General features: G+C 64.5%; 22 protein-coding genes. 5 read left to right on the top strand and 17 right to left on the bottom strand.

What is annotated here, in order from left to right:
• The 5 genes from IVB47_RS34175 to IVB47_RS34155 all read right to left on the bottom strand — a co-directional run.
• A partial coding sequence (locus tag IVB47_RS34175; protein WP_247468119.1) for a rhodanese-like domain-containing protein occupies positions 1-310 on the bottom strand: 310 nt, incomplete at its 3' end.
• 171 nt (positions 311-481) lie between these two features.
• Positions 482-2,410 (bottom strand): potassium transporter Kup, encoded by a 1,929-nt coding sequence (locus tag IVB47_RS34170; RefSeq protein ID WP_247468116.1) that lies wholly within the window; start codon positions 2,408-2,410, stop codon positions 482-484.
• Between the two features lie 140 nt (positions 2,411-2,550).
• Positions 2,551-4,449 carry a potassium transporter Kup gene (locus IVB47_RS34165; RefSeq protein ID WP_027569443.1) on the bottom strand — a complete coding sequence of 633 codons (1,899 nt, stop codon included), beginning with the start codon at positions 4,447-4,449 and terminating at the stop codon, positions 2,551-2,553.
• A gap of 273 nt (positions 4,450-4,722) precedes the next feature.
• Entirely contained in the window at positions 4,723-5,553 is an 831-nt protein-coding gene (locus tag IVB47_RS34160) for a flagellar motor protein MotB (RefSeq protein ID WP_007592497.1), read from the bottom strand.
• 23 nt (positions 5,554-5,576) lie between these two features.
• Complete coding sequence (locus tag IVB47_RS34155) at positions 5,577-6,350, bottom strand: MotA/TolQ/ExbB proton channel family protein (RefSeq protein ID WP_018459340.1); 774 nt, start codon at positions 6,348-6,350, stop codon at positions 5,577-5,579.
• 336 nt (positions 6,351-6,686) lie between these two features.
• Between IVB47_RS34155 and IVB47_RS34150 the strand changes: the two genes are divergently transcribed.
• A complete protein-coding gene (locus tag IVB47_RS34150; protein WP_027569442.1) occupies positions 6,687-6,980 on the top strand; it encodes a hypothetical protein in 294 nt (97 codons plus the stop codon).
• Positions 6,981-6,998: 18 nt separating this feature from the next.
• Here the strand turns inward: IVB47_RS34150 and IVB47_RS34145 are convergent, their stop codons facing one another.
• From IVB47_RS34145 to IVB47_RS34130, 4 genes are all read right to left on the bottom strand, one after another.
• On the bottom strand, positions 6,999-7,718 hold the full coding sequence (locus tag IVB47_RS34145; protein ID WP_027569441.1) for an RraA family protein: 720 nt from the start codon (positions 7,716-7,718) through the stop codon (positions 6,999-7,001).
• Positions 7,719-7,862: 144 nt separating this feature from the next.
• On the bottom strand, positions 7,863-8,744 hold the full coding sequence (locus IVB47_RS34140) for a phosphatidylcholine/phosphatidylserine synthase (protein WP_247408117.1): 882 nt from the start codon (positions 8,742-8,744) through the stop codon (positions 7,863-7,865).
• A gap of 87 nt (positions 8,745-8,831) precedes the next feature.
• Positions 8,832-9,536: a phosphatidylserine decarboxylase gene (locus IVB47_RS34135; protein ID WP_256374445.1), complete on the bottom strand. Its 705-nt coding sequence runs from the start codon at positions 9,534-9,536 to the stop codon at positions 8,832-8,834.
• A gap of 77 nt (positions 9,537-9,613) precedes the next feature.
• Positions 9,614-11,569 carry an ABC transporter ATP-binding protein/permease gene (locus tag IVB47_RS34130; RefSeq protein ID WP_247468114.1) on the bottom strand — a complete coding sequence of 652 codons (1,956 nt, stop codon included), beginning with the start codon at positions 11,567-11,569 and terminating at the stop codon, positions 9,614-9,616.
• 202 nt (positions 11,570-11,771) lie between these two features.
• On the opposite strand from IVB47_RS34130, the gene IVB47_RS34125 reads away from it, so the two are divergent.
• Positions 11,772-12,377 (top strand): TIGR00730 family Rossman fold protein, encoded by a 606-nt coding sequence (locus IVB47_RS34125; RefSeq protein ID WP_018459347.1) that lies wholly within the window; start codon positions 11,772-11,774, stop codon positions 12,375-12,377.
• Here the strand turns inward: IVB47_RS34125 and IVB47_RS34120 are convergent.
• From IVB47_RS34120 to cysS, 4 genes are all read right to left on the bottom strand, one after another.
• Complete coding sequence (locus IVB47_RS34120) at positions 12,374-12,751, bottom strand: VOC family protein (protein WP_027569438.1); 378 nt, start codon at positions 12,749-12,751, stop codon at positions 12,374-12,376. The two genes, IVB47_RS34125 and IVB47_RS34120, sit on opposite strands and share 4 nt — an antisense overlap.
• A 50-nt stretch (positions 12,752-12,801) precedes the next feature.
• Positions 12,802-14,400 carry a citramalate synthase gene (gene cimA / locus IVB47_RS34115; protein WP_027569437.1) on the bottom strand — a complete coding sequence of 533 codons (1,599 nt, stop codon included), beginning with the start codon at positions 14,398-14,400 and terminating at the stop codon, positions 12,802-12,804.
• The gene (locus IVB47_RS34110; protein WP_247408114.1) at positions 14,397-14,906 is read right to left on the bottom strand and encodes a GNAT family N-acetyltransferase; all 510 of its coding nucleotides are present in this window, start codon (positions 14,904-14,906) and stop codon (positions 14,397-14,399) included. The genes cimA and IVB47_RS34110 overlap by 4 nt, the downstream gene beginning before the upstream one ends.
• A gap of 115 nt (positions 14,907-15,021) precedes the next feature.
• On the bottom strand, positions 15,022-16,404 hold the full coding sequence (gene cysS, locus IVB47_RS34105; RefSeq protein ID WP_247468109.1) for a cysteine--tRNA ligase: 1,383 nt from the start codon (positions 16,402-16,404) through the stop codon (positions 15,022-15,024).
• A gap of 293 nt (positions 16,405-16,697) precedes the next feature.
• On the opposite strand from cysS, the gene IVB47_RS34100 reads away from it, so the two are divergent.
• Entirely contained in the window at positions 16,698-17,003 is a 306-nt protein-coding gene (locus tag IVB47_RS34100; RefSeq protein ID WP_247468106.1) for a hypothetical protein, read from the top strand.
• Positions 17,004-17,133: 130 nt separating this feature from the next.
• Positions 17,134-18,318, top strand: a complete 1,185-nt coding sequence (locus IVB47_RS34095) for a DUF2865 domain-containing protein (protein ID WP_247468103.1) — start codon at positions 17,134-17,136, stop codon at positions 18,316-18,318.
• Between the two features lie 161 nt (positions 18,319-18,479).
• Here the strand turns inward: IVB47_RS34095 and IVB47_RS34090 are convergent, their stop codons facing one another.
• From IVB47_RS34090 to IVB47_RS34080, 3 genes are all read right to left on the bottom strand, one after another.
• Positions 18,480-20,237, bottom strand: coding sequence for an NAD+ synthase (locus tag IVB47_RS34090; RefSeq protein ID WP_247468100.1), 1,758 nt, complete (start codon positions 20,235-20,237; stop codon positions 18,480-18,482).
• Between the two features lie 90 nt (positions 20,238-20,327).
• Entirely contained in the window at positions 20,328-20,681 is a 354-nt protein-coding gene (locus IVB47_RS34085; RefSeq protein WP_085395859.1) for a diacylglycerol kinase, read from the bottom strand.
• A 4-nt stretch (positions 20,682-20,685) separates the two neighbouring features.
• On the bottom strand, positions 20,686-22,074 hold the full coding sequence (locus IVB47_RS34080) for a 3-deoxy-7-phosphoheptulonate synthase class II (RefSeq protein ID WP_247286686.1): 1,389 nt from the start codon (positions 22,072-22,074) through the stop codon (positions 20,686-20,688).
• Between the two features lie 181 nt (positions 22,075-22,255).
• Here IVB47_RS34080 and IVB47_RS34075 point away from each other — a divergent pair, with 181 nt between their 5' ends.
• Positions 22,256-23,152, top strand: coding sequence for an alpha/beta fold hydrolase (locus IVB47_RS34075; RefSeq protein WP_247468096.1), 897 nt, complete (start codon positions 22,256-22,258; stop codon positions 23,150-23,152).
• A 7-nt stretch (positions 23,153-23,159) separates the two neighbouring features.
• Here IVB47_RS34075 and IVB47_RS34070 read toward each other — a convergent pair whose 3' ends face one another.
• Positions 23,160-23,423 (bottom strand): hypothetical protein, encoded by a 264-nt coding sequence (locus IVB47_RS34070; RefSeq protein WP_027517277.1) that lies wholly within the window; start codon positions 23,421-23,423, stop codon positions 23,160-23,162.
• Positions 23,424-23,546 lie beyond the last annotated feature (123 nt).

The following is a 23,546-nucleotide window of genomic DNA, read 5'->3' as shown; positions in this document are numbered from 1 at the left end:
AATCAAGTCCTGCTTGTTTCCAGCCCAGCATGCCGCCGGCCAGATGCTTGTCGTAGGGCAGGCCCGCGGCCTGCGCCGCCAGCGAGGCCGTCACCGACCGCTTGCCCGAGCGGCAGGCGAACACGACCTCTTTGCCCGCGGGATCGGGGATCGCCTTAGGATCGAAGGTCGAGAGCGGCACGACCACGCCGTAGGGATAAGCCTCGGCCTCGACCTCGTTCGGCTCGCGCACGTCGACAAGGAGATAGCGCCCTTCCGCGACACCCTTGGAGACCTCGTCCGGGGTCAGATCCTGTACTTGATTTGCCACATCATCCTCCAACGTCGCGGGCCGCTGCCGGGGCGATCCCGGCGGCCGGCAACCTCGCCTCTCGGCCGGTGAAAATCAAGCGCTACAAAGGCTTGAGCTGCCTTGCGCAAGTTAAAGCTAAATCGCAGCGACTTGAAGCGCGACCTTCCAACGGAGGATCAGATCGTCACTTTAGATGGTGACCTGGGTGCCGACCTCGACGACGCGGCCGGAGGGGATCTGGAAATAGTCGGTGGCGTCGTTGGCGGAACGGCTGAGCGAGATGAACAGCCGGTCCTGCCAGCGCGGCATGCCGGAATGGGCGGCCGGTTTGAGCGCCCTCCGCGACAGGAAGAACGAGGTCGACATGATGTCGAACTGCCAGCCGAGCTTGCGGGCGATCGCCAGCGCCTTCGGCACGTTGGGCGATTCCATGAAGCCGAACTTCAGCGTCACCTTGGAGAAGGTCGGCGAGATTTGTTCCAGCTTCACCCGCTCGGCCGGATCGATGCGCGGGGTCTGTGCGGTCTCGATCGTGAGAATGACGTTCTTCTCGTGCAGCACCTTGTAGTGCTTCAGACTATGCATCAGCGCGGTCGGCGCGCTGAAGGGATCGCTGGTCAGGAACACCGCGGTGCCGGGCACGCGCTGCGGCGGCCGCTTCTCCAGCATCGCCACGAGGTCGGCGAGCGGGAATTCGAGCTTGCGCGACTTCTCGAACAGCAGCCGGCTGCCGCGCCGCCACGTGTACATCAGCATCATCATGACTGCGCCGAGCGCCAGGGGCACCCAGCCGCCCTCAAACACCTTCAGCAGATTGGCGGCGAGAAAAGTCAGATCGAGGAACAGGAACGGCGCGATCAGGGCGGCGGCCGTGAACGGAGACCATTTCCAGACCTTCCAGATCACCACAAAACCCATCATCGCCGTGACCACCATGGTTCCGGTGACGGAGATGCCGTAGGCCGAGGCTAGCGCGGTGGAAGAGCGGAACAGCAGCACCAGCAGGACCACCGCCACCAGCAGGAGCTGGTTGATGCGCGGGATGAAGATCTGGCCCGAATGGGCTTCAGAGGTATGGCGAATTTCAAAACGCGGCAACAGACCGAGCTGGATCGCCTGACGCGTCAGCGAATACGCACCGGTGATGACCGCCTGGCTCGCGATGACTGTTGCGGCGGTCGCCAGCACGACCATGCAGCCGCGGAAAAAACCTTGCGGGAAGAGCTGAAAGAACGGGCTGACGATCGCGCCGGGATCGCCGAGCACGAGGGCGCCCTGCCCCAGATAGTTCAATGCCAGCGACGGCACCACGATGAACAGCCAGGCGGTCTGGATCGGCCGCTTGCCGAAATGGCCGAGGTCGGCATAGAGCGCCTCGGCACCGGTGACCGCCAGAAACACCGCGCCGAGCGTCACGAACCCGATGATGCCATGGTGGATCATGAAGGACACGGCGTAGAGCGGGTTCAGCGCCAACAGCACCTGTGGCTGCTGGATGATCGGGTGGATCGCCGCGATCGCGATCACGGCGATCCAGACGCACATGATCGGGCCGAAGAAGGCGGCGACGCGAGCGGTGCCACGGGACTGCACGGCAAACAGACCGACCAGGATGATCACGGTCAGCGGTACGATGTAGGGCTCGAAGTGCAGGGTGACGTCCTTCATGCCTTCGATCGCCGACAGCACCGAGAGCGCCGGCGTGATCACGGCGTCGCCGTAGAACAGGGCGCCGGAAATGATGCCGAGCAGGACGATGGTTGTTCCGCGGGTGCCGACTGCGCGCTGGGCCAGGGCCATCAGCGCCAGCGTGCCGCCCTCGCCGTTGTTGTCGGCGCGAAGCAGGATCACGACGTATTTGAGCGTCACCACGATGATGAGCGCCCACAGGATCAGGGAGAGCACGCCGAGCACGGCCGCCGGCGTCGGCAGCCCCTCCGCGCCAGAAGCCGCCATGACCGCCTCGCGGAACGCGTAGAGCGGGCTGGTGCCGATGTCGCCGTAGACGACGCCGATGCTGCCGAGTGTCAGCGCACCGAAACCGGCGGTGGTGTGGGCATCGCCATGCCCATTGGCCGCCGCCGCTTCCGGGGCGGAAATCGCTACATCACTTGTCATGGGAGAGCCTGATGGCCTCTGAAAATGCTTCACTGCACAACGGCAGAAGGGCGCGCGGCTTATAGGCCTGCGCTACCGGCATAGCCTAGCCCGATTTTGAGGCCTAGACATGCAGTTTTGCATGCCTTCGCCGTCGCGGCTTAGATGGTGACCTGGGTTCCGACTTCAACCACCCGCCCGGTGGGAATCTGGAAATAGTCGGTGGCGTCGTTGGCGGACCGGCTCAGCGCTATGAACAAATGATCCTGCCAAAGCGGCATGCCCGACTGCGCCGACGCCTTCAGCGAGCGCCGCGACACGAAGAACGAGGTCGACATGATGTCGAACTGCCAGCCCTGCTTGCGCGCGATCGCGAGCGCCTTGGGCACGTTGGGCTGCTCCATGTAACCGAAGCGCAGGCGGACCTTGAAGAACTTGTCGCTGATCTTCTCCATCCGGAAACGCTCCGACAGATCGACCCGCGGCGTATGCGCGGTCTCGATGGTCAGGACCACGTTGTGCTCGTGCAGCACCTTGTTGTGCTTGAGATTGTGCAGCAGCGCGGTCGGCACGAAGGAGGGATCGCTGGTCAGGAACACCGCGGTGCCCTTGACGATGTGCGGCGGCCGCTTCTCCAGGCTCCGGATCAGATCGTCCAGCGGCACCTCGATGCGGCGCGTTTTCTGGATCAGGATCCCCGACCCTCGCCGCCAGGTCCAGATTGTCCCGGCCATGATCACGCCGAACAGCAGCGGCACCCAGGCGCCTTCGAGCAGCTTCAGGAGGTTCGCGCTGAAGAAGCTGATGTCGACCACGACGAAGGGCAGGATCACCGCTGCGGCCGTCGCCGCGCGCCAGTTCCACAATTTCCAAATCACGATGAAGCCCATGATGCCGTCAGCAACCATGGTGGTGGAGACCGCAATACCGTAGGCCGAAGCCAGATTGGTGGGGGTGTGGAACAACAGCACCAGCAGCATCACACCGATCAGCAGCAGCCGGTTTACACGCGGCAGATAGATCTGGCCGGCATGAGTTTCCGAGGTGAAGCGCACCTCGAAGCGCGGCAGGAGGCCGAGCTGCACTGCCTGATAGACCAGCGAATAGGCCCCTGTGATCACCGCCTGGCTCGCGATCACGGTCGCCGCGGTCGCAAGTCCGACCAGCGGCAGCACGAAATGCTCGGGCACCATACGATAGAAGGAGTGTTCGATCGCACTGGGATCCGACAGCACCAGTGCGCCCTGCCCGAAATAGTTGATCAGGAGCGCAGGGAGCACGAAGAACATCCAGGCCGACTGGATCGGCTTGCGGCCGAAATGGCCGAGGTCTGCGTAAAGCGCCTCGCCGCCGGTCACCGCGAGGAACACCGCACCCAGTGTCACCAAGCCGATCGTGCCGTGCGACAGCAGGAATTCCAGCGCGTAATAGGGATTGATTGCTGCCAGCACCGACGGATCGTCGGCGATGTGAACGGCGCCCAACACGGCAAGGACGGTGAACCAGACGACCATCACCGGCCCGAAAGCCGAGGCGACCAGCGCCGTCCCCTTGCTCTGGACCGCGAACAGCAGCGCCAGGATGAGAACGGTCAGGGGAACGACGTAGTGCTCGAAGGCGGGTGTTGCGAGCTTCAGACCCTCGACCGCCGACAGCACCGAGATCGCCGGCGTGATCATGGAATCGCCGATGAACATGGAGGCGCCGACCACGCCAAGCGCCGTCAGGAACCAGCTCCGCCGCCCGAGCGCGCGCTGACCGAGCGCCATGAGGGAAAGCGTGCCGCCCTCCCCGTTGTTGTCGGCGCGCAGCAGCAGCAGAACGTATTTGGCGGTGACGACGATCAGCAGCGCCCAGAGGATCAACGAGAGCACGCCGAGCACCATGACCCGCGAGACCGGCTGACCGTGGGCCGCGCCCCTGACCGCCTCGTGGAATGCGTAGAGCGGCGAGGTGCCGATGTCGCCGAAGACGACGCCGATGCTCCCGAGCGTCAGGCCCCAGAAACCCGAGCTGACCGGTCCGTCCGGAGCTTCGGTCGATGTGATGCTCGCCGTCATATGAAACTGGAACGCTTTTGCCCGAGAATTGATCCGGCGCCTTTTGACGGTTCCGGCGCCTCTGTCAATCAGCACATCACCATAGCAGGCGCCGGGGCAGATGCTGTGACGGCGCAGCAACGGTCGTCGCCCACGCGACGACATGCCTCAGGTAAGACGGTGGCACAAGAGCCCTGAGCCTTTCCGTCCCCGATCGAAGGGGAATTGACTCTACATCCTTGTTTTGTCGCGGTTTCTTCGCGGGAAACAGGGCCCGCTTCGCTCGAATGCGCCCTACGGCTTCAGATTCGGTGGCAGCGGCGGATCTTCGCGCATCAGGGTGATGGTCACCCGCCGGTTGGCTGCGAGCGAGGGATCGTCCGGAAACAGCGGCTGGGTATCCGCCTTGCCGGCGACGGCGAAGACATGGGCGGCCGGCAGGCCCTCGCGTTCGAGGATCTGACGCACGGCATTGGCGCGGTCGGCCGACAGGTCGAAGGCGCCGTAGTCGCTGCGGGTCGGCACGAATCCAGCCGCGGTGTGGCCGGCGATGGAGACGCGCAGCGGCGTCGCCTTGAGCGGGACAGCGAGCTTCTCGATCAGGCGACGGGTGCGGTCATAGGGCACCTTGGAGCCGTCGGCGAACATCGAGCGGCCGTCCTGGTCCACGATCTCGAGATTGAGGCCCTGCTTGGTCTCCTCGAACATGATGTGCTTGGACATCTCGGTCAGTTCCGGCATGTCCTGCAACGCCTGGCGCAGCGAGGCCGCCGCCAGCGCAAAATTGCGGTCGACCTTGATCTTGGCGCCCGACGTGCGGTCCCGATCCTCCTGGTCCGGCGTGGGCGTGTTGGAGGAGTCCTCGGGCTGAATGTGATCGACGTTCTTCAGCCGAGGGCGGGTCGGCAGGCCGTCGGACTCGACGATACCGGAATAGCGCGCTTCGGTCTGGACACCGAAGGCGTCGCGCATGGAGCCTGCGACGACCTTGAGCTTGTTGGCATCCTGCGTCGAGAACGCGACGAGCATCACGAAGAAGCTCATCATCAGGCCCATCAGGTCGGCGAAGGTCACGAACCAGCCGTGACCGCCTCCGTGTGAATCGCCGCGCTTCTTCTTGGCCATGTCTCAAATCCCGACGCGCGGCCTCAGGCCGGCACCGGCTCGCCTTCGGCGTGGCGGTGCTTCTCGGGCAGGTAGGCCAGCAGCATTTCGCGGACCAGCGTCGGGCTCTTGGAGTCGCGGATCATCAGGATGCCGTCGATGATCAACGTGCGGTTGGTCTCTTCGTCCAGGAGCTTGCCATGCAGCTTGTCGGCGATCGGGGTACAGAACAGGTTGGCGACCAGCGCGCCGTAGAGAGTCGCGAGCAACGCGGTCGCCATGAACGGGCCGAGCTTTGAGGGGTCGGTCATGTTGGCGAACATCTGCACCATGCCGATCAGCGTGCCGACCATGCCGAAGGCCGGGGCGCAGTCGCCGATGGCGCGGTAGATCTTGCTGCCTTCGTCCAGATGCATCAAAAAATTATCGCGGTCGCGCTCGAGATTGTCGCGAATGAAATCAAGGTCATAGCCGTCGGCGACGTAGCGGATGCCCTTGGCGAGGAACGGCTCGTCGGTCTCGACTTTTTCCAGCCCCACCGGGCCCTGCTTGCGGGCGATCTCGGCGATACGGGCGAGCTCGTCGACCAGATCGTGCGCCGACAGACGGCTCATCGTGAAGGCAAACTTGGCGCCGAGCGGCAGGCCGTGGATCAGCGTCGAGAGCGGAAAGCGGATCATGGTCGCGGCCGTCGAGCCGCCGAAGATGATGATCATCGCATGCTCGGAGACGAACATGTGGAGATCGCCGCCCAGCAGCATCATCGTCGCGATGACGACAATACCCGCCACGAGCCCGATGCTCGTCATGATATCCATGGGAGACTCCAACGCGAACGCAACAACGGCCGTCCTGGCCGATGGCGCGGCCCAACCCCGAACCGCATCGGAAACCCTAGTGAGCCGCGATTAAAGACGCGTAAAGGTTAAGTTGAGCCGGCGCGCCTGGCGGCCGCAGCGCGCTGAAAGGCGCCGACTTTTGCCGAGTGCCGACAGGGATTTCAACATTTCGCTAACCATAGGGCGTTGCGCGCACCCCATCACCCAAGGCCGTGCGCGCGCGATCCCTTCGGCTGCGGCCCTGCGCCACATCGGGGCGACCCGATCAGTTGGTATTCTGGAGCGGGCCGGCTCCTCAGGGCGGAAGGCATCGCAATGGTGACGCTGTTCAGTCTTCTCACCGCGCTTCCCGCAGTGCTGGCGCTCCACATGCTCGAACCCGGGCTCGTCCTGCCGGCGTTCAGCGTGCTGCTCTTTGTGGAGGCGGCCCTGGCCGTGATCGCAGCACGCCTGATCCACATGCCGGACAATGCGGAAGATATCACCCTGTGGGATTTTGCCGGCGGCTTCACCTTGATCGGATGCGCTGCCGCGGTGCTCGGCGAGCCGGATCAGGCCGCCTTGTTCCTCACGGAACAGGGCAGCCTGCGAGCGGCTTCGCAACCGTAGATCATTGCGGTCCCGCCGTTAGTGGATCTCCGCTGAGCGCTTCAGCGCGGCCTTGAGCTTTTCCAGCGAGAAGTCGGGGCTGCGGGCGATCTCGAGGATCGGCGTCTCGCGACGGCCGCAGAGCTCGGCAGCCTCGGGCAGCTTTGCGGCGATATCGTGCGGGATCACGATGGCGCCGTGCTGGTCGGCATGGATCAAATCATCCGACTTGACGGTCATGCCGGCGACGCGCACTTCGCCGCCAAAGCTCTCGGCGTGCACCCAGGCATGCGACGGGCCGATCGAGCCGGCCAGTGCCTGGAAGCCCGGCGCCCATTGCGGAATGTCGCGGATCGAACCGTCGGTGATGACGCCGAGGCAGCCGAGCGCCTTGTGCACGTTGCTCTGCACCTCGCCCCAGAACGCGCCGTAGCCGACGTCGGGACCGTCGATGTCCTGGATCACCGAGATGCGCGGACCGTGGCCAGTCCCGACATATTCGTAATAGTCGATGCGGCGCTTGGACTGCTCTTCCGGCGGTAGCGAATTTTTCAGCACCGAGCGGATCGCGACCGTGCGGGCATAGCCGACGATCGGGGGCAGATCGGGAAATGGGCAGACCAATGGCTTGGTGGTGTAGCCGATTAGCCGGCGCTCGGGCGCCACGATCTCCATGGCATTGCAGATCGTCGGCGTGTCATAGCGGCCCAGCGCTTCGAGGACGGAAGCGGGCAGCGGCCCGGTCGCAGTATTCGTCACGGCGTTCTCTCCCAGATTGGCGGCCGCTGTTGGCGCGGTGCCGCCGGCACCGGGCGATATAGCCGAGATCGGGCCTCAACCCAACTCAGGGCGCCTCATGGCAGATATCCAGTCTCGCTGTTCAGCGCCTTGCTGCTTGGCCGTTCAGTGCAGCCGGTCGGGCCGGTCGTCTTCGCGCGGCGGCTCCGACAGGTTTGCCAGCGTCGGCGCCGACGGCGGCGAAGAGACCTCACCTCCAGCCGGCGCGGTGGCTTCCATCGCGCGCGCCTGGTCGCGATAGGATTTGTAGCCGAGCGGCAAAGCGAGGAGATACAGCACCGTTCCGATGGACAGCACGTGCCAGGGATAGGCGATCAGGATCGCGATGAACACGACCACCGCGACGAACGCCGGCAGCACCAGTTCGGGCGGCACGCGCATGCGCTTGGTCTTGCCGGAGAACACCGGCAGGCGCGACACCATCAGGAAGGCGATCAGCAGCGTATACGCAGCCGTCACCGCCGCAGGCAGCCGGCCGAGATCGAGGAAAGCGACATAGATCGGCAGCAGCACCGTGATCGCGCCGGCCGGCGCCGGCACGCCGGTGAAGAAATTCGCGGCAAAGGCCGGCTTGTTGGGATCGTCCATGGTGGCATTGAAGCGCGCCAGGCGGAGGCCACCGGAGATCGCGAACACCATGGCGGCGATCCAGCCGGCATTGCCGAGCTCGTGCAGCTGCCAGAAATACAGCATCAGGCCGGGCGCCACGCCGAAATTGACGAAGTCGGCGAGGCTGTCGAGCTCGGCGCCGAACTTGGACTGCCCCTTGATCATGCGCGCGATGCGGCCGTCGATGCCGTCGAGTGCCGCCGCGAACACGATGGCGTAGACCGCGAGCGACATCCGCCCCTCGATCGAGAGCCGGATCGAGGTCAGGCCGGCGCAGATCGCCAGCAGCGTGATGACGTTGGGCACCAGCATGCGCACCGGGATCGGGCGGAACCGCCGGCGGCGCACGTCTGGATCTCTAGAGTCATAGGGCGTCATGGCTCGTCCTCACCTTGGGGCGAGATATAGCAAGCCGCGTTCCCCTCCGCCATTGCGGCGGAAGGCCCCTCAGGACCGACTTATTGGTTAATTGGCACGGTAGGCGCGACTCGGGTCGTCTCCGGCGAGATCGGCCAGAATCGTCTCGCCGGCGATCGCGGTCTGGCCTTCCGAGACCAGCGCCTTGGTGCCCAGCGGCAGATAGACGTCGAGCCGCGATCCGAAGCGGATCAGGCCGAAACGCTCTCCGGCGCCGATCGCCTGCCCCTCCTTGACGAAGCAGACGATGCGCTTGGCGACCAGACCCGCGATCTGGATCACGCCGATCCGCGCCGTCGGCGTCGTGATCACCAGCGAGTTGCGCTCATTGTCCTCGCTCGCCTTGTCCAGCTCGGCATTGATGAACAGGCCGGGGCGGTAGGCGATACGGTCCACCCGGCCCGCGATGGGGCTGCGGTTCACATGGCAGTTGAACACGCTCATGAACACCGAGACGCGCGGCAGCGGCCGATCGCCGAGCCCGAGCTCGGCCGGCGGCAACGCCATAGTGATCATCGAGACGCGGCCGTCGGCGGGCGACACCACGAGCCCCTCGCGCACGGGGGTCACGCGCACGGGGTCGCGGAAGAACAGCGCGCACCACACGGTCAGGATGGTGCCGATCCACCCCAAAGGCGACCACAGCCAGAACAGGAGGAGGCTTGCCAGCGCAAAGCCGCCGATGAAGGGATATCCCTCCTTGTGGATCGGTGGGATCTGACGCTGGATCGAATCGAGAATGGACATCGCTATCTGCCGCTCAGGGTTGATGGCGCAGGTCGTCCCGCGCGGTGGTGTTGTTTAGGCCAGAGTTGGGACCGGAGACAAGGTCACTCCGCCGCCGCAGGCGTCGTCAGGACATCGGCGACCGGCGGTGGCTCCCGGTTGGGCGCCTCGTCAGGGTCGGCCATCCTGGCCAGTTTCTCGCGCGCCGCCTCGGCCTCGCGCTGCCTGTTCCACATGCTGGCGTAAAGCCCCCCCTCCGCGAGCAGTTTTGCGTGGGTGCCACGCTCGGCGATGCGGCCCTGGTCCAGCACGATGATCTCGTCGGCGCCGACGATGGTCGAGAGCCGATGGGCGATCACCAGCGAAGTGCGGTTCTTCGCCACGCGCTCGAGCGCACCCTGGATTTCGTGCTCGGTGTGGGTGTCCAGTGCGGACGTCGCCTCGTCCAGCACCAGGATCGGCGGCGCCTTCAACACGGTGCGCGCGATCGCGACGCGCTGTTTTTCGCCGCCGGACAGTTTCAGGCCGCGCTCGCCGACCTGGGTCTCGTAGCCTTTCGGCGCCATGCGGATGAAATGATCGATCTGCGCCAGCTGCGCTGCCTGCTCGACCTCGGTATCGCTGGCGTCCCAGCGACCGTAGCGGATGTTGTAGCGGATGGTGTCGTTGAACAGCACGGTGTCCTGCGGCACCATGCCGATGGACGCGCGCAAGCTCGCCTGCGTGACCTCGCGAATGTCATGGCCATCGATCAGGATGCGGCCGCCGGAGATGTCGTAGAGGCGGAACAGCAGCCGCGAGATGGTCGATTTGCCGGCGCCGGACGGGCCGACGATCGCCACCGTCTTGCCGGCCGGCACCTCGAAGCTGATGCCCTTCAGGATCGGGCGCGCAGGGTCATAGGCGAAGCGCACGTCCTCGAAACGCACATTGCCCGCTGAGACCACCAGCGGCTTTGCGTCCGGCGCGTCCTTGATCTCGGCCTCGCGCCCCAGCACGTTGAACATCTTCTCGATGTCGATGATCGCCTGCTTGATCTCGCGATAGACCATGCCCATGAAATTCAAGGGCTGGTAGAGCTGGATCATCATGGCGTTGACCAGCACGAAATCGCCGACCGTGTTGGTGCCGTTGCGGACGCCGATCGCGCACATCAGCATGGTCGCGGTCAGCCCCAGCGTGAAGATCACGGCCTGCCCGGTGTTGAGGACTGCAAGCGAAGTATAAGCCTGCACGCTCGACTCCTCGTAACGCGCGACCGATCCTTCGTAGCGCTGCGCCTCACGGGTCTCGGCACTGAAATATTTGACGGTCTCGTAGTTGAGCAGCGAGTCGATCGCCTTTGTGTTCGCCTCGGTATCGGCATCATTCATCTTACGGCGGATACCAATCCGCCACTCGGTCGCGATGTAGGTGTAGTACATGTAGACGGCGACAGTGACGAGGGTCGCGAGCACGTAGCGCCAATCGAACTGCCACAGCAGCACGGCCATCAGCAGCGAGACCTCGACGATGGTCGGGATCAACTGCAGGATCACCATGCGCACGATGACCTCGATGCCCTCGCGGCCGCGCTCGAGCACGCGCGTCAGGCCGCCGGTCTTGCGCTCCAGGTGGAAGCGCAGCGACAGCTCATGCATGTGGATGAAGGTGATGGTGGCAAGCTTGCGCACCGCGTGCATGGCGACGCGCGCGAAAATGCCGTCGCGCCATTGCGTCAGCACCGCCATCACGATGCGCATCACGCCGTAGCTGGCGGTCAGCAGCAACGGCGAGGCAATCACCCAGAGGTGCCAATTGTCGGCCTGAACCGGCGCCGTGTTGGCGCCGGTCAGCGCGTCGGTCGCCCATTTGAAGCTGAAAGGAACCGTCAGCGTGATCAACTTGGCCGCGAGCAGCAGCACCATGGACCAGACCACGCGCATCTTCAGGTCGAAACGGTCGCCCGGCCAGATATAGGGCCACAGATGCGCCAGCGTGCCCATCAGCGTGGCCCGCTCCAGCGGCCCTCCGGCGGGATCAGGAACGTTGGGGCCGGCGGGCGATTGAGCTTGGTCCATCAAGAAGCCTGAAAAGCCCGTCGGATGCGGGCTGCGTTGCCATTAAGGATTTTCGTTTGTCATATAGAGCCTTACCGATGCCCATGCACCCCGCCAGATGGCGAATCTTCGATTGTTCGCCGTCGTTTACCGGTAGATTTCCGGAAGTCCCGAATCACCGATTGGGCTTGACGCCTCTCCGCTGCAATGCATCATGGCACCAATGAGCACGATCAAAACCGTCTGTGTCTATTGCGGCTCCGGCCCAGGAACCAATCCACGTTTCACCGAAGGCGCCAAGGCGTTCGGCAAGGCGCTCGCCGAGAACAACATCCGCCTCGTTTACGGCGGCGGCTCGCTCGGCCTGATGGGCTCGGTCGCGACCTCCGTGCTCGATCACGGCGGCACCGTCACCGGCATCATCCCCGACTTCCTGCGGATGCGCGAAAACGCGCTGACGCGCGTGCAGGAGATGATCGTCACCCCCGACATGCACGAGCGCAAGCGCTTGATGTTCGAACGCTCCGACGCCTTCGTGGCGCTGCCGGGCGGCGTCGGCACGCTGGAAGAGCTGGTCGAGCAATTGACCTGGAAGCAGCTCGGACGTCATGCCAAGCCGGTGCTGCTGGCCAACATCGATAATTTCTGGGAGCCGCTCTTCTCGCTGCTGTCGCACATGCGTCAGACCGAGTTCATCCGCGCCGGGCTTTCGGTCGACATCCTCAAGGCCGATCGGATCGAAGAGATTTTGCCGAAGCTGAAATCGGCTGCAGCGCAGATCGAAGATGCGGAAAAGCAGCTCGCCCCGGAAATGGCGCGCAAGCTTTAGTCCGCAGGAAACGTCACCGCCTCGATCCGGTTGCCATCGGGGTCGACGACAAAGGCTGCGTAATAGCGCACGCGATCGTGCGGGCGGATACCCGGCGCGCCGTCGGACGCACCGCCGGCGGACAGCGCTGCGGCGTGAAATGCATCGACCTCGGCGGTCGTCCTGGCCCGCAGGCAGATATGCACGCCGCTCTCCGACGTGACGTGCGGCATGCCCTCGCGCAGATTGATCCAGAATTCGGGATAGGCCTTGCCGAAGCCGATCGTCCGCGGTCGCGTGACGACGCGCGCGAGTCCGAGGGCCCCGAGCGCCGCTTCGTAAAATGTCGCCGAGCGCTGCAGGTCGCTGACGCCGACGGAGATGTGGTCGATCATGGGTCGCGCTCCCCTCTCTCCTCGTCATTGCGTTCTTGGCGCCATGTCCCCTATGCCGGCGCGCCCGACTTCACCAGCTTGTAGATCACCGAATCCATCAGCGCCTGGAACGAGGCGTCGATAATGTTGGGGGACACCCCGACCGTGGTCCAGCTGTCGCCGTTCTCGTCCTCGCTCTCGATCAGGACGCGCGTGACCGCGCCGGTGCCGCCGTTGAGGATACGGACGCGATAGTCGATCAGCGTCAGGCCTTCGATATATTTCTGGTACTTGCCGAGATCCTTGCGCAGAGCGACGTCGAGTGCGTTGACGGGACCGTTGCCTTCGGCCGCCGAGATCAGATGCTCGCCGGCGACGTCGACCTTGACCACCGCCAGCGCCACGGTGACGCGCTCGCCGTGCGAATTGTAGCGCTGCTCGACATTGACGTCGAACTGCTCGACCTCGAAATAATGCGGCACCCTGCCGAGCGTGCGCCGCGCCAGCAGCTCGAACGAGGCGTTGGCGGATTCATAGGCATAGCCTTGCGCCTCGCGCTCCTTCAACTCCTCGACCAGCCGCGACAGCTTCGGATCGCTCTTCTCATAAGCGATGCCGGCGCGGTCGAGCTCGGCAATAACATTGGAGCGGCCGGCCTGATCGGACACCAGCACCTTGCGGTGATTGCCGACCAGCTCCGGCAAGACATGCTCGTAGGTCTGCGGATCCTTCAGCACGGCGGAGGCATGGATGCCGGTCTTGGTGACGAAGGCGCTCTCGCCGACATAGGCCGCATGCCGGTTCGGCACGCGATTGAGCATGTCGTCGAGCGTGCGCGACACCTTGACCAGGGTCGCGAGCTTCTCCGCCGTGACGCCGACCTCGAAGGCGTCGGCAAACTCGGCCTTCAGCTTCAAGGTCGGGATCAGCGAGCAGAGATTGGCGTTGCCGCAGCGCTCGCCGAGGCCGTTCAGCGTGCCCTGGATCTGGCGCGCGCCGGCGCGCACCGCCGCGAGCGAATTCGCCACCGCCTGTTCGGTATCGTTATGGGCGTGGATGCCGAGATGATCGCCGGGGATGTGCTTCGCCACCTCGGCAACGATCGCCTCGACCTCGTTGGGCATGGTGCCGCCGTTGGTGTCGCACAGCACCACCCAGCGCGCGCCGGCTTCATAGGCAGCTTTCGCGCAGGCGAGCGCGAAACCGGCGTCTTCCTTGTAACCGTCGAAGAAATGCTCGCAGTCGAGCATCACCTCGCGGCCGGCGGCCTTCGCCGCCGCGACGCTGTCGCGGATCGAGGCGAGGTTCTCCTCCTTCGTCGTCTCCAAGGCAACGCGCACCTGATAGGCCGACGACTTCGCCACGAAGCAGATCGCGTCGGCTTTGGCTTCCAGCAGCCCGGCCACGCCGGGATCGTTGGAGACCGAGCGTCCCGCCCGGCGCGTCATGCCGAACGCAGTGAAGCGCGCATGCGAAAACTTCGGCTTGGTGCCGAAGAACTCGGTGTCGGTCGGATTGGCGCCGGGATAGCCGCCCTCGACATAGTCGATGCCGAGTTCATCGAGCATCTGGGCGATGATTTGCTTGTCGGTCAGCGTGAAGTCGACGCCGTTGGTCTGCGCGCCGTCTCGCAGCGTAGTGTCGAACAGATAGAGGCGCTCCTTGCTCATTGCAGCGCTCCCGTCGCGGGTCCGCTGCCGAGCGTCTTCTGCATGGTGGTGTTGGCCAGCCACTCGTCATTGACGGTGATGCTGTTGCGCTGCATGGCGACGTAGCCGCGCTTGGCGAAAAAGCCCTGCGCGTTGTCGCTGGCGTCGACCGTCAGCTTGTCGGCACCGCGGCCGCCCGCAAGCTTTTCCAAGGCATCGACGAGCATCGTCGCCAGGCCCTGCCCGGCCACGGCTGGATGCACATAGAGCATGCGGACATGATCCTTGCCGCGCAGCGAGGCAAAGCCCACCGGTGATCCCTCCAGCGTCGCGATCAGCGTCAGGTCGGAGGCGAGCCGCTTGCCGAATTCTTCGTCCTCGGCCGCCGCCATCCAGGCCTGCTGCTGCGCTTCGCTATAGTCATCGCCGGTCAGCTCTTCGATGCTGGCCGTGAAGATCGCGGCAAGAACCGGCACGTCCTCCGGCAGGAAAGGCCGCAAACCAGGCTTTGGGAGTGCTTGTGCCATCGTCTTCACCACATCCCATAGAGTTTCAGCGCCAGCGCCACGGCAGCGCCGAGCAGCAAGATTTTCAGCGCGATGTAATAGAACCAGTGCCGCGGAAACGGTGTGTCGGGCTGCTTCATCGCGCGACCTCCCACGTCGTGCCTTCCTTGGAGTCCTTGATCGCAACGCCCATCGCGGCAAGCAGATCGCGGATACGATCGGACTCCGCAAAGTCTTTGCGCGCACGCGCCGCCGTCCGCTCCGAAAGCAGGCGCTCGACTTCCTTGGCATCGACGCCGCTCGCCTGCTGCTTGCGCCCTTCCCACTGCGCGGCACTCTCGGAGAGAAAGCCGAGCAGCCGCAACGAACCCGCGAGGGCACCAACGTCGCTGCCGCGCAGGCCATGCAGCGCCGCGATCGCCAGCGGTGTATTGAGGTCGTCGAGCAGCGGCTCGACCACTAAGGGGGCCGGCTTGCCGGGCGCGACGTCAGCCGCAACCCGATACCAGTCGTCGAGCGTCCTAGCGCTCTCCTCCAGCGACTTCATCGTCCAGTCGATCGGCGAGCGGTAATGCGTCTTGAGCATATTCAGGCGCAGCACTTCGCCCGGCCAGTCCGCGAGCAGCTCGTGAATCGTGACGAAGTTGCCGAGCGACTTCGACATCTTCTCGCTCTCGACCTGCAGGAAGCCGTTGTGCATCCAGTAGTTCGCCATGCGCTCCCGGTGGAAGGCGCAGCAGGTCTGCGCGACCTCGTTCTCGTGATGCGGAAACACGAGATCGATGCCGCCGCCATGGATGTCGAAGTGCTCGCCGAGATGCTTCCAGGCCATGGCCGAGCACTCGACATGCCAGCCGGGGCGCCCCTGCGCGGCGATACCGGCCGGTGACGGCCATGACGGCTCGCCGGGCTTGGACGGCTTCCACAGCACGAAGTCGGTGTTGCCCTTCTTGTAGGGCGCGACATCGACGCGGGCGCCGGCAACCATCTCGTCGAGCGAACGATTGGACAGGGCGCCATAGCGCGGCAGCCCGGAATCGGCCGCGTTCATCGCCTGCGGTGAGAACAGCACATGATCCTCGGCAGCATAGGCAAAACCGCCGGCGACCAGCCGTTCGATGATCTCGCGCATCTCGCCGATATGCTCGGTCGCACGCGGCTCGACGCTCGGCCGCAGCGCGCCGAGTGCGTCAACGTCGGCGTGAAACTGCTTGCCGGTCTGCTCGGTGACTTTCCGGATCGCCTCGTTCAGCGGCAGGCCGGGGAAATCACGTGCGGCGCGGTCGTTGATCTTGTCGTCGACGTCGGTGATGTTGCGGACATATTTGACGTGCGCCTCACCGTAGAGATGGCGCAGCAGCCGGAACAGCACGTCGAACACGATCACCGGCCGGGCGTTGCCGATATGGGCGAAGTCATAGACGGTCGGTCCGCAGACATACATGCGGACGTTCTTGGCATCGAGCGGCACGAAGATGCGCTTTTCCCGGCTCAGCGTATCGTAAAGGCGCAATTCCATAAGGATACCCGTCGGCTGTTGGCCGGGCGTCCAGTGCTCTCAATGGTTTTGAGAAAAGACGGCTCCAGCCAGCGAATCGCTAGCTCGTAATCTCGCGGCAAATGGCGCAAATGACGAGGAGACCGTTCATGACGGAACATATGGGCTATCAGGCGGCCCCGCGTCAAGAGAGCCGCGAAAATGCCGCTTTATCTCCGCAATGCGCAGCCGCCGCGCATAGATGGTTCATATCCTTAACCATTTGAGCCCATTCTGGAACTGGCAGTTTCTATTTTTTTGCCCCCGGTGTTTTCATGCGATCATTGCTCGCGCTCATTTCCTGCGCCTCCATCCTCGTCGTTTCCAACGCTCTCGCCGAGACCCGCGTCTTCATCATCCCCAACCAGGCGGATGGCTACGGCGTCGATCAGTGCCTGGCCAAAAGCGACAAATGCGGCGCGCAGGTCGCCCGCACCTACTGCCAGTCACGCGATTTTGCCCAGGCTTCGGCCTATCGCCGGGTCGATCCCGACGAAATTACCGGTTCTGTCCCCAAATCCGGCGCAAACTGCTCCCATGGCCATTGCGATGAATATGTCGCAATCACCTGCCAGCGCTGAATTCGCTCGGAACTGGCGTACCTTAGGTCCAATTCCTGGCCTCTGAAACGACGTGACGATGCCGCAGGAAGCGGCTATGGGAGGGCGCGCTTCGGCCCCCCACATCACGCGTGGCCGTGACCTCGCTAGAATGGCGGATATGCCTGAATTTTTCTCTCTCTCCCGTGCTCGCTCGATTCTTGCCTGCGCCGTGCTCTTGAGCACGGTCGCGCTCGCCAATAACGCGTTCGCACAGGCCGGCCCGCCGGGACCTCCGCCTCAGCCCGGCCAGAACGGGCTCGGACCCAACCCGATGTGCGCGCGCCTGGAAGGCCAGCTCGCCGGGCTCGATCGTGGCGGCGGCGGTGATCCCGCACGCGAAGACCAGATCCGCCGCTATCAGGAGTCCCAGACCAAGCAGCAGGCCGAGCTCGACCGCGTCACCATGCAGGCCAAGCGCATGGGCTGCGATTCCTCCGGCTTCTTCTCGCTGTTCAGCGGCCAGTCGGCGCAATGCGGTCCGGTCAACACCCAGATCCAGCAGATGCGCGCCAATCTGGACCAGATCACCGGCAATCTCGAACGCCTGCGCGGCGGCGCCGGCGGCTTCAGCCCCGAGCGTGACAACCAGCGCCGCTCGGTGCTGGCAGCGCTGGCGCAGAACAATTGCGGCCCGCAATATGCCAACGCCGCGCAGTCGCAAGGCGGCGGCAACTTCCTGAGCAATCTGTTCGGCGGCAACAACCCCAACAATCCGCAAGGCGTGCCGCCGTCCGATCTCGGCCCGCAATCAGGCACCTATCGCACCGTGTGCGTGCGCACCTGCGACGGCGCCTACTTCCCGGTCTCGTTTGCGACCGTGCCGGCGCGCTTCCCGGACGACGAGAAGACCTGCAAGGCGCTGTGCCCGGCCGCCGAAGCCGTGCTCTACACCCATCGCAATCCCGGCGAGGACATGAACTCCGCGGTCTCCACCAGCGGCCAGCCCTACACAGCGCTGCCGACCGCGTTCAAATTCCGCAGCGAGTTCAACCCGTCCTGCTCCTGCAAGGCCGCTGGCCAGACCTGGGCGGACGCGCTCAAATCGGCAGACGACAAGGCATCGGCCGAGCAGCAGGGTGACATCATCGTCACCGAGGAGAGCGCCAAGAAAATGCAGCAGCGGCAGCTCAACAAGGGCACGCCGGCCGCCAATGGCAAAAAGGGTGCGACGCCGACCACGGCGACTGCACCTGTCACGACTCCGCCTGCCGATACCGGCGCCGCGACGACCTCGTCCGAGAACAAGCCGATCCGTTCGGTCGGGCCAAGCTTCCTGCCGCAACAGCAGAAGTAGGCGGCACAACCGTCATGCCCCGCCAAGGCGGGGCATCCAGTACTCCGTGTCATCACTTGGGTTTCGACAACGTCCGCCGCGGCGTACTGGATCATCCGCCTTCGCGGATGATGACAGCGTCGTACGTGACGAACCGTCCATCCCACGACCTCCGGCCAGCCTCACCCCTCGAATGCGTCGATCGAGGCTTTGCTCCCACGCGACACCAGCGTCTCGTCCGGGGCGGCGAGCTGCTCGCCTTTATCGCGAAAACGGTTGGTAATGGGATAGCGGCGGTCGCGGCCGAAATTCCTGGCCGTCACCTTGACGCCGGGCGCGGCCTGGCGGCGCTTGTATTCGGCGACGTTGAGGAGATGGTCGATGCGGGTCACCGTCTCGCGGTCGAAGCCGGCGGCGATGATCGTGTCGAGCGGCTCCTCGCGCTCGATCAGACGCTCCAGGATGGCATCGAGCACGTCGTAGGCCGGCAATGAATCCTGGTCGGTCTGGTTCTCACGCAGCTCCGCGGTCGGCGGACGCGTGATGATGTCGGGCGGGATCACCTCGCCTTCCGGCCCCAGCGCCCCCTCGGGCTTCCACGAATTGCGCAAGCTTGCCAGCCGAAACACCTGCGTCTTGTAGATATCCTTGATCGGATTGAAGCCGCCGTTCATGTCGCCATAGAGCGTGGCGTAGCCGACCGACATCTCCGACTTGTTGCCTGTCGTCACCACCATCAGGCCGGTCTTGTTGGAGATCGCCATCAGCAGCGTGCCGCGAGTCCGGGCCTGGAGATTTTCCTCGGTGACATCGGGCGGCAGATTCTTGAAGACGCCGGACAGGATGGTCTCGAACCCGGCCACCGCTTCCGCGATCGGCAGCACCTCGTAGCGGATGCCGAGATGGCCGGCGAGCTCGCCGGCGTCCGCAATCGAGCTTGCCGCAGTGTAGCGATAAGGCAGCATCACGCCATGCACCTGATCCGCACCCAGCGCATCGACCGCGATCGCGGCGCACAGCGCGGAGTCGATGCCGCCGGAAATGCCGAGCAGCACACCGGGAAAGCCGTTCTTGGCGACGTAGTCGCGCAGACCCAGCACGCAGGCCGCGTAGTCGGCGTGGTCGCCCTCGGGCTGCGCGGCGATCGGACCGGTGCAGCGCCAATCGTCGCCGCTTCGTGTGAACCGCAGTGTGGTGACGCTCTCCGCGAACGCCGGCAATTGCGCTGCGAGCGAAAGGTCGCCGTTGAGCGCGAAGGAAGCTCCGTCGAACACCAGTTCGTCCTGCCCGCAAACCTGGTTGAGATAGACCAGCGGCAGGCCGCTCTCGGTGACGCGCGCGACCGCGACCGACAAACGCACGTCGGCCTTGTTGCGGGCATAAGGAGATCCGTTCGGCACAAGGATGATCTCGGCGCCGGTCTCGGCCAGCGTCTCGACCACGTTCTCGTAATCCTCGGACTCCTCCAGCCAGATGTCCTCGCAGATCGGCACACCGACGCGCACGCCGCGCACGGTGACGGGGCCGGCCGCGGGGCCACGCGAAAACAGCCGCTTCTCGTCGAACACGCCGTAATTCGGCAGATTGCATTTGAAGCGTAGGCCAGCGATACGGCCGCCATCGAGCAGCGCGCAGGCATTGTAGAGCCTGCCCTCCTCGACCCAGGGCGTGCCGACCAGCATGGCCGGCCCGCCATCGGCGGTCTCGCGCGCCAGCGCTTCGATCGCAGCGCGGCAAGCTGCCTGAAAGGAAGGCTTCTGCACCAGATCTTCCGGCGGATAGCCGGCGATGAACAATTCCGGAAACAGCACGAGATCGGCGCCGTCGGCGGCTGCCTGCATGCGCGCCGCGCGCGCTTTCGCGGCATTTCCGTCGATGTCGCCCATGGTCGGATTGAGCTGGGCGAGCGTGACCGCGAATGCGTTGAGACGTTCGGTCATGGCGCTCCGATCAGAGCATGATCCGGAAAAGTGTGAAGCGGTTTTCCGAAAAGATCATGCTCAAAAACAGTCTAAAGCGCGAGACGCGCTCTAGAGGAATCCCAATCGCTCGATGATGGCGATGATCCAGAACGCGCCGGCCATCAGCAGCGCAACACCGACCGCGGCCGACCCCATGTCCTTGACCCGTCCGATCTGCTTGTCGTGATCCATGGTCAGCCGGTCGGCAAGCTTCTCGATCGCCGTATTGAGCAGCTCGACCACCAGCACGAACGCGACCGCGCAGATCAGCTCGACCGCGCGCATCGCGGTCGCGCCGACCAACCATGCAAGCGGCAGCGACAAGAGGAGCGCAACGATTTCCTCGCGGACGGCCTGCTCCGAGCGGAACGCAAAGGCCAGACCGTTACGGGAATTGATCGTGGCCTTCCAGATCCGCAGCAAGGTTCTAGAGCCCCGCTGCGGCGGGCATCGGCCTGACCTTGCCGGCGCGTTCCTGCTTGAGCAGTTCTGCGACCAGGAAAGCCATGTCGATGGATTGCTCGGCGTTGAGCCGGGGATCACAGACCGTGTGATAGCGGTCGTTGAGATCCTCGTCGGTGATCGCGCGGGCGCCGCCGAGGCACTCGGTGACGTCCTGACCGGTCATCTCCAGATGCACGCCGCCGGCATGGGTGCCTTCCGCGGCGTGAATCGCGAAGAACGACTTCACCTCCGACAGGATGCGGTCGAAGGGCCGCGTCTTGTAACCTGACGTCGAGGTGATGGTGTTGCCGTGCATGGGGTCGCACGACCAGACCACCACTTTGCCCTCGCGCTTCACGGCGCGGATCATGTTCGGCAGGTGCTCGCCGATCTTGTCGGAACCGAAGCGGCCGATCAGCGTCAGCCGGCCCGGTTCGTTGTCGGGATTGAGCACCTCGATCAGCTTCAGCAGTTCGTCGGGCTTGAGCGACGGTCCGCATTTGAGCCCGATTGGATTCTTGATGCCGCGGAAATATTCGATATGGCCGTGGTCGAGCTGGCGGGTGCGGTCACCGATCCAGATCATGTGACCCGAGGTCGCGTACCAGTCGCCGGTGGTGGAATCGACGCGGGTCATGGCCTGCTCGTAGCCGAGCAGCAGGGCCTCGTGGCTGGTGTAGAAATCGGTGGCGCGCAGCTCCGGGTGGGCCTCGAGATCGAGGCCGCAGGCGCGCATGAAATTGAGCGCATCAGAGATGCGGTCGGCCAACTCCTTGTAGCGGCGGGACTGCGGACTATCCTTGAGGAAGCCGAGCATCCACTGATGCACGCTGCCGAGATTGGCGTAGCCGCCGGTCGCGAAGGCACGCAGCAGGTTCAGCGTCGCGGCCGACTGGCGATAGGCCATCAGCTGGCGCTGCGGATCAGGGACGCGCGCTTGCTTGGTGAAGGCGATGTCGTTGACGATGTCGCCGCGATAGCTCGGCAGCTCGACACCGTCGATCTTCTCCATCGGCGAGGACCGGGGTTTTGCGAACTGGCCGGCGACGCGCCCGACCTTCACCACCGGGACGGCGCCGGCATAGGTCAGCACCACCGCCATCTGGAGCAGCACGCGAAAGAAGTCGCGGATGTTGTTGGCGCCGTGCTCGGCAAAGCTCTCGGCGCAGTCGCCGCCCTGCAGCAGGAAGGCCTCACCGGCCGCGACCCGCGCCAGCGCCTTTTTCAGATTGCGCGCCTCGCCCGCGAACACCAGCGGCGGAAAGGTCGCAAGCTGCGCCTCGACGTCGGCCAGGGCCTTGGCGTCGGGATAATCGGGCACCTGTAGCACCGGCTTGCTGCGCCAGGACTCGGGCGTCCACCGCTCGGACATCGCAATCTCTCCGTGAAGCAAAAAGCACAACCTGATCTGTGGGTTGCGAGGGTCGCCTTATACACAGGCTGGCCACCGGCCGCCAGTTGTAAATCCATCTGGCACTGCAAAGCCTTGCGGGCAAAGCCAAATTCGCATTTGCTGGGAAACGGCTTGGAAACTGGCAAGATACCTTCGGCCCATGAACGTGGCACTGGACGACGTTTTCATCGACGAGATCAGCTTCCCGGCGACCGACGGGTATGCGCTGAGCGGTACGCTATTCTTGCCGCGCGGCACCAAACGTCATGCTGTGTTGGTCAATTCGGCGACGGCCGTCCCGCGAAAAATCTATCGCGGCTTTGCCTCCTATCTCGCCCATCGCGGCTGCGCGGTCCTGACCTACGACTATCGCGGCATCGGCGACTCCCGGCTGCCGGCGATGGTCGGCTACAACCAGCCGAAATCGCTGGTCGGCTTCAAGGCCTCGATGTCGGACTGGGCCGCGCTCGACGTCACCGCCGCAGTGCACTGGATGCGCGAGCGGTACAACACTCTCCCGCTCGCCTATATCGGCCACTCCTTTGGCGGCCAGGCCCTTGGGCTAATCGCGAACAACACGGAGATTTCGCGCGCCGCGTTCGTGGCCTCGCAGGCCGCGACCTGGCGGCTGATGACGTCGCCGGAAAAATACCGCGTCTTTGCCTTCATGAATTTTGTCGGTGTGCCGCTCGTGCACGCGCTCGGTTACGCGCCGGGCTGGGCCGGCATCGGTGAGGATTTGCCCAAGGGCGTCTTCCTGCAATGGGCCGAGTGGGTCTCGAGCCCCCGTTATCTCTTCGATTCAAAGCTGCCGGCGCTGGAGAATTTCGCCAGGTTCAAGGGCGAGTTGCGCACACTCTGCTTTTCCGACGATCCCTGGGCGACGCGGCCCGCGGTCGAGCTGCTTGCGAGCGGATTCACCGCGATCAAGCCGGAGGTGCTCAACGTGAAGCCGTCCGACGTCGGCGCCAAGGCGATCGGCCATTTCGGCTTCTTCCGCCCCGACCACCGCGACACATTGTGGCGCGGCGTCGCGGAATGGTTCCAGGGAGAGTAGACGGCGCTTACCGGAGGATCGTGGTCAGCGACGAGTAGCGCTTGTTCGGCTTGGCTTCGCCCGGCGCGAATTGCGCAAACGCCTCGCTGACGCGGACGGCTGGCGGCGTATCGCCGGCGAAACGAAACTCCTTTGGCCGCGGCGCGTAGAAGCTGGCGCTGTAATAGGCGTCGTCGAAGCGTGCCTCGCCGACCCCGAACACTGCGTCGCACGCGAACAGGAGCGCATAGACTCCCGCGACCGCGACGACGACCTCCCTGAGAACTGACATGCTGATGCCCCACCCTGTTGCAGGCAGGATGCACGCCGGTTCCAAAGCCGGAGTTTAAGGCCGCACAGTTCTTGTCCGCAGGGTTTGCCGCCGCTGAGCGGAATGCAGACAATTCTATCAACC

Origin of the sequence: Bradyrhizobium sp. 62, from assembly GCF_023073035.1 — a bacterium.
Taxonomy (GTDB): Bacteria; Pseudomonadota; Alphaproteobacteria; order Rhizobiales; family Xanthobacteraceae; genus Bradyrhizobium.
The sequence above is the reverse complement of the archived record's forward strand: the minus strand, read 5'-3'. Positions and strand labels throughout refer to the sequence as shown.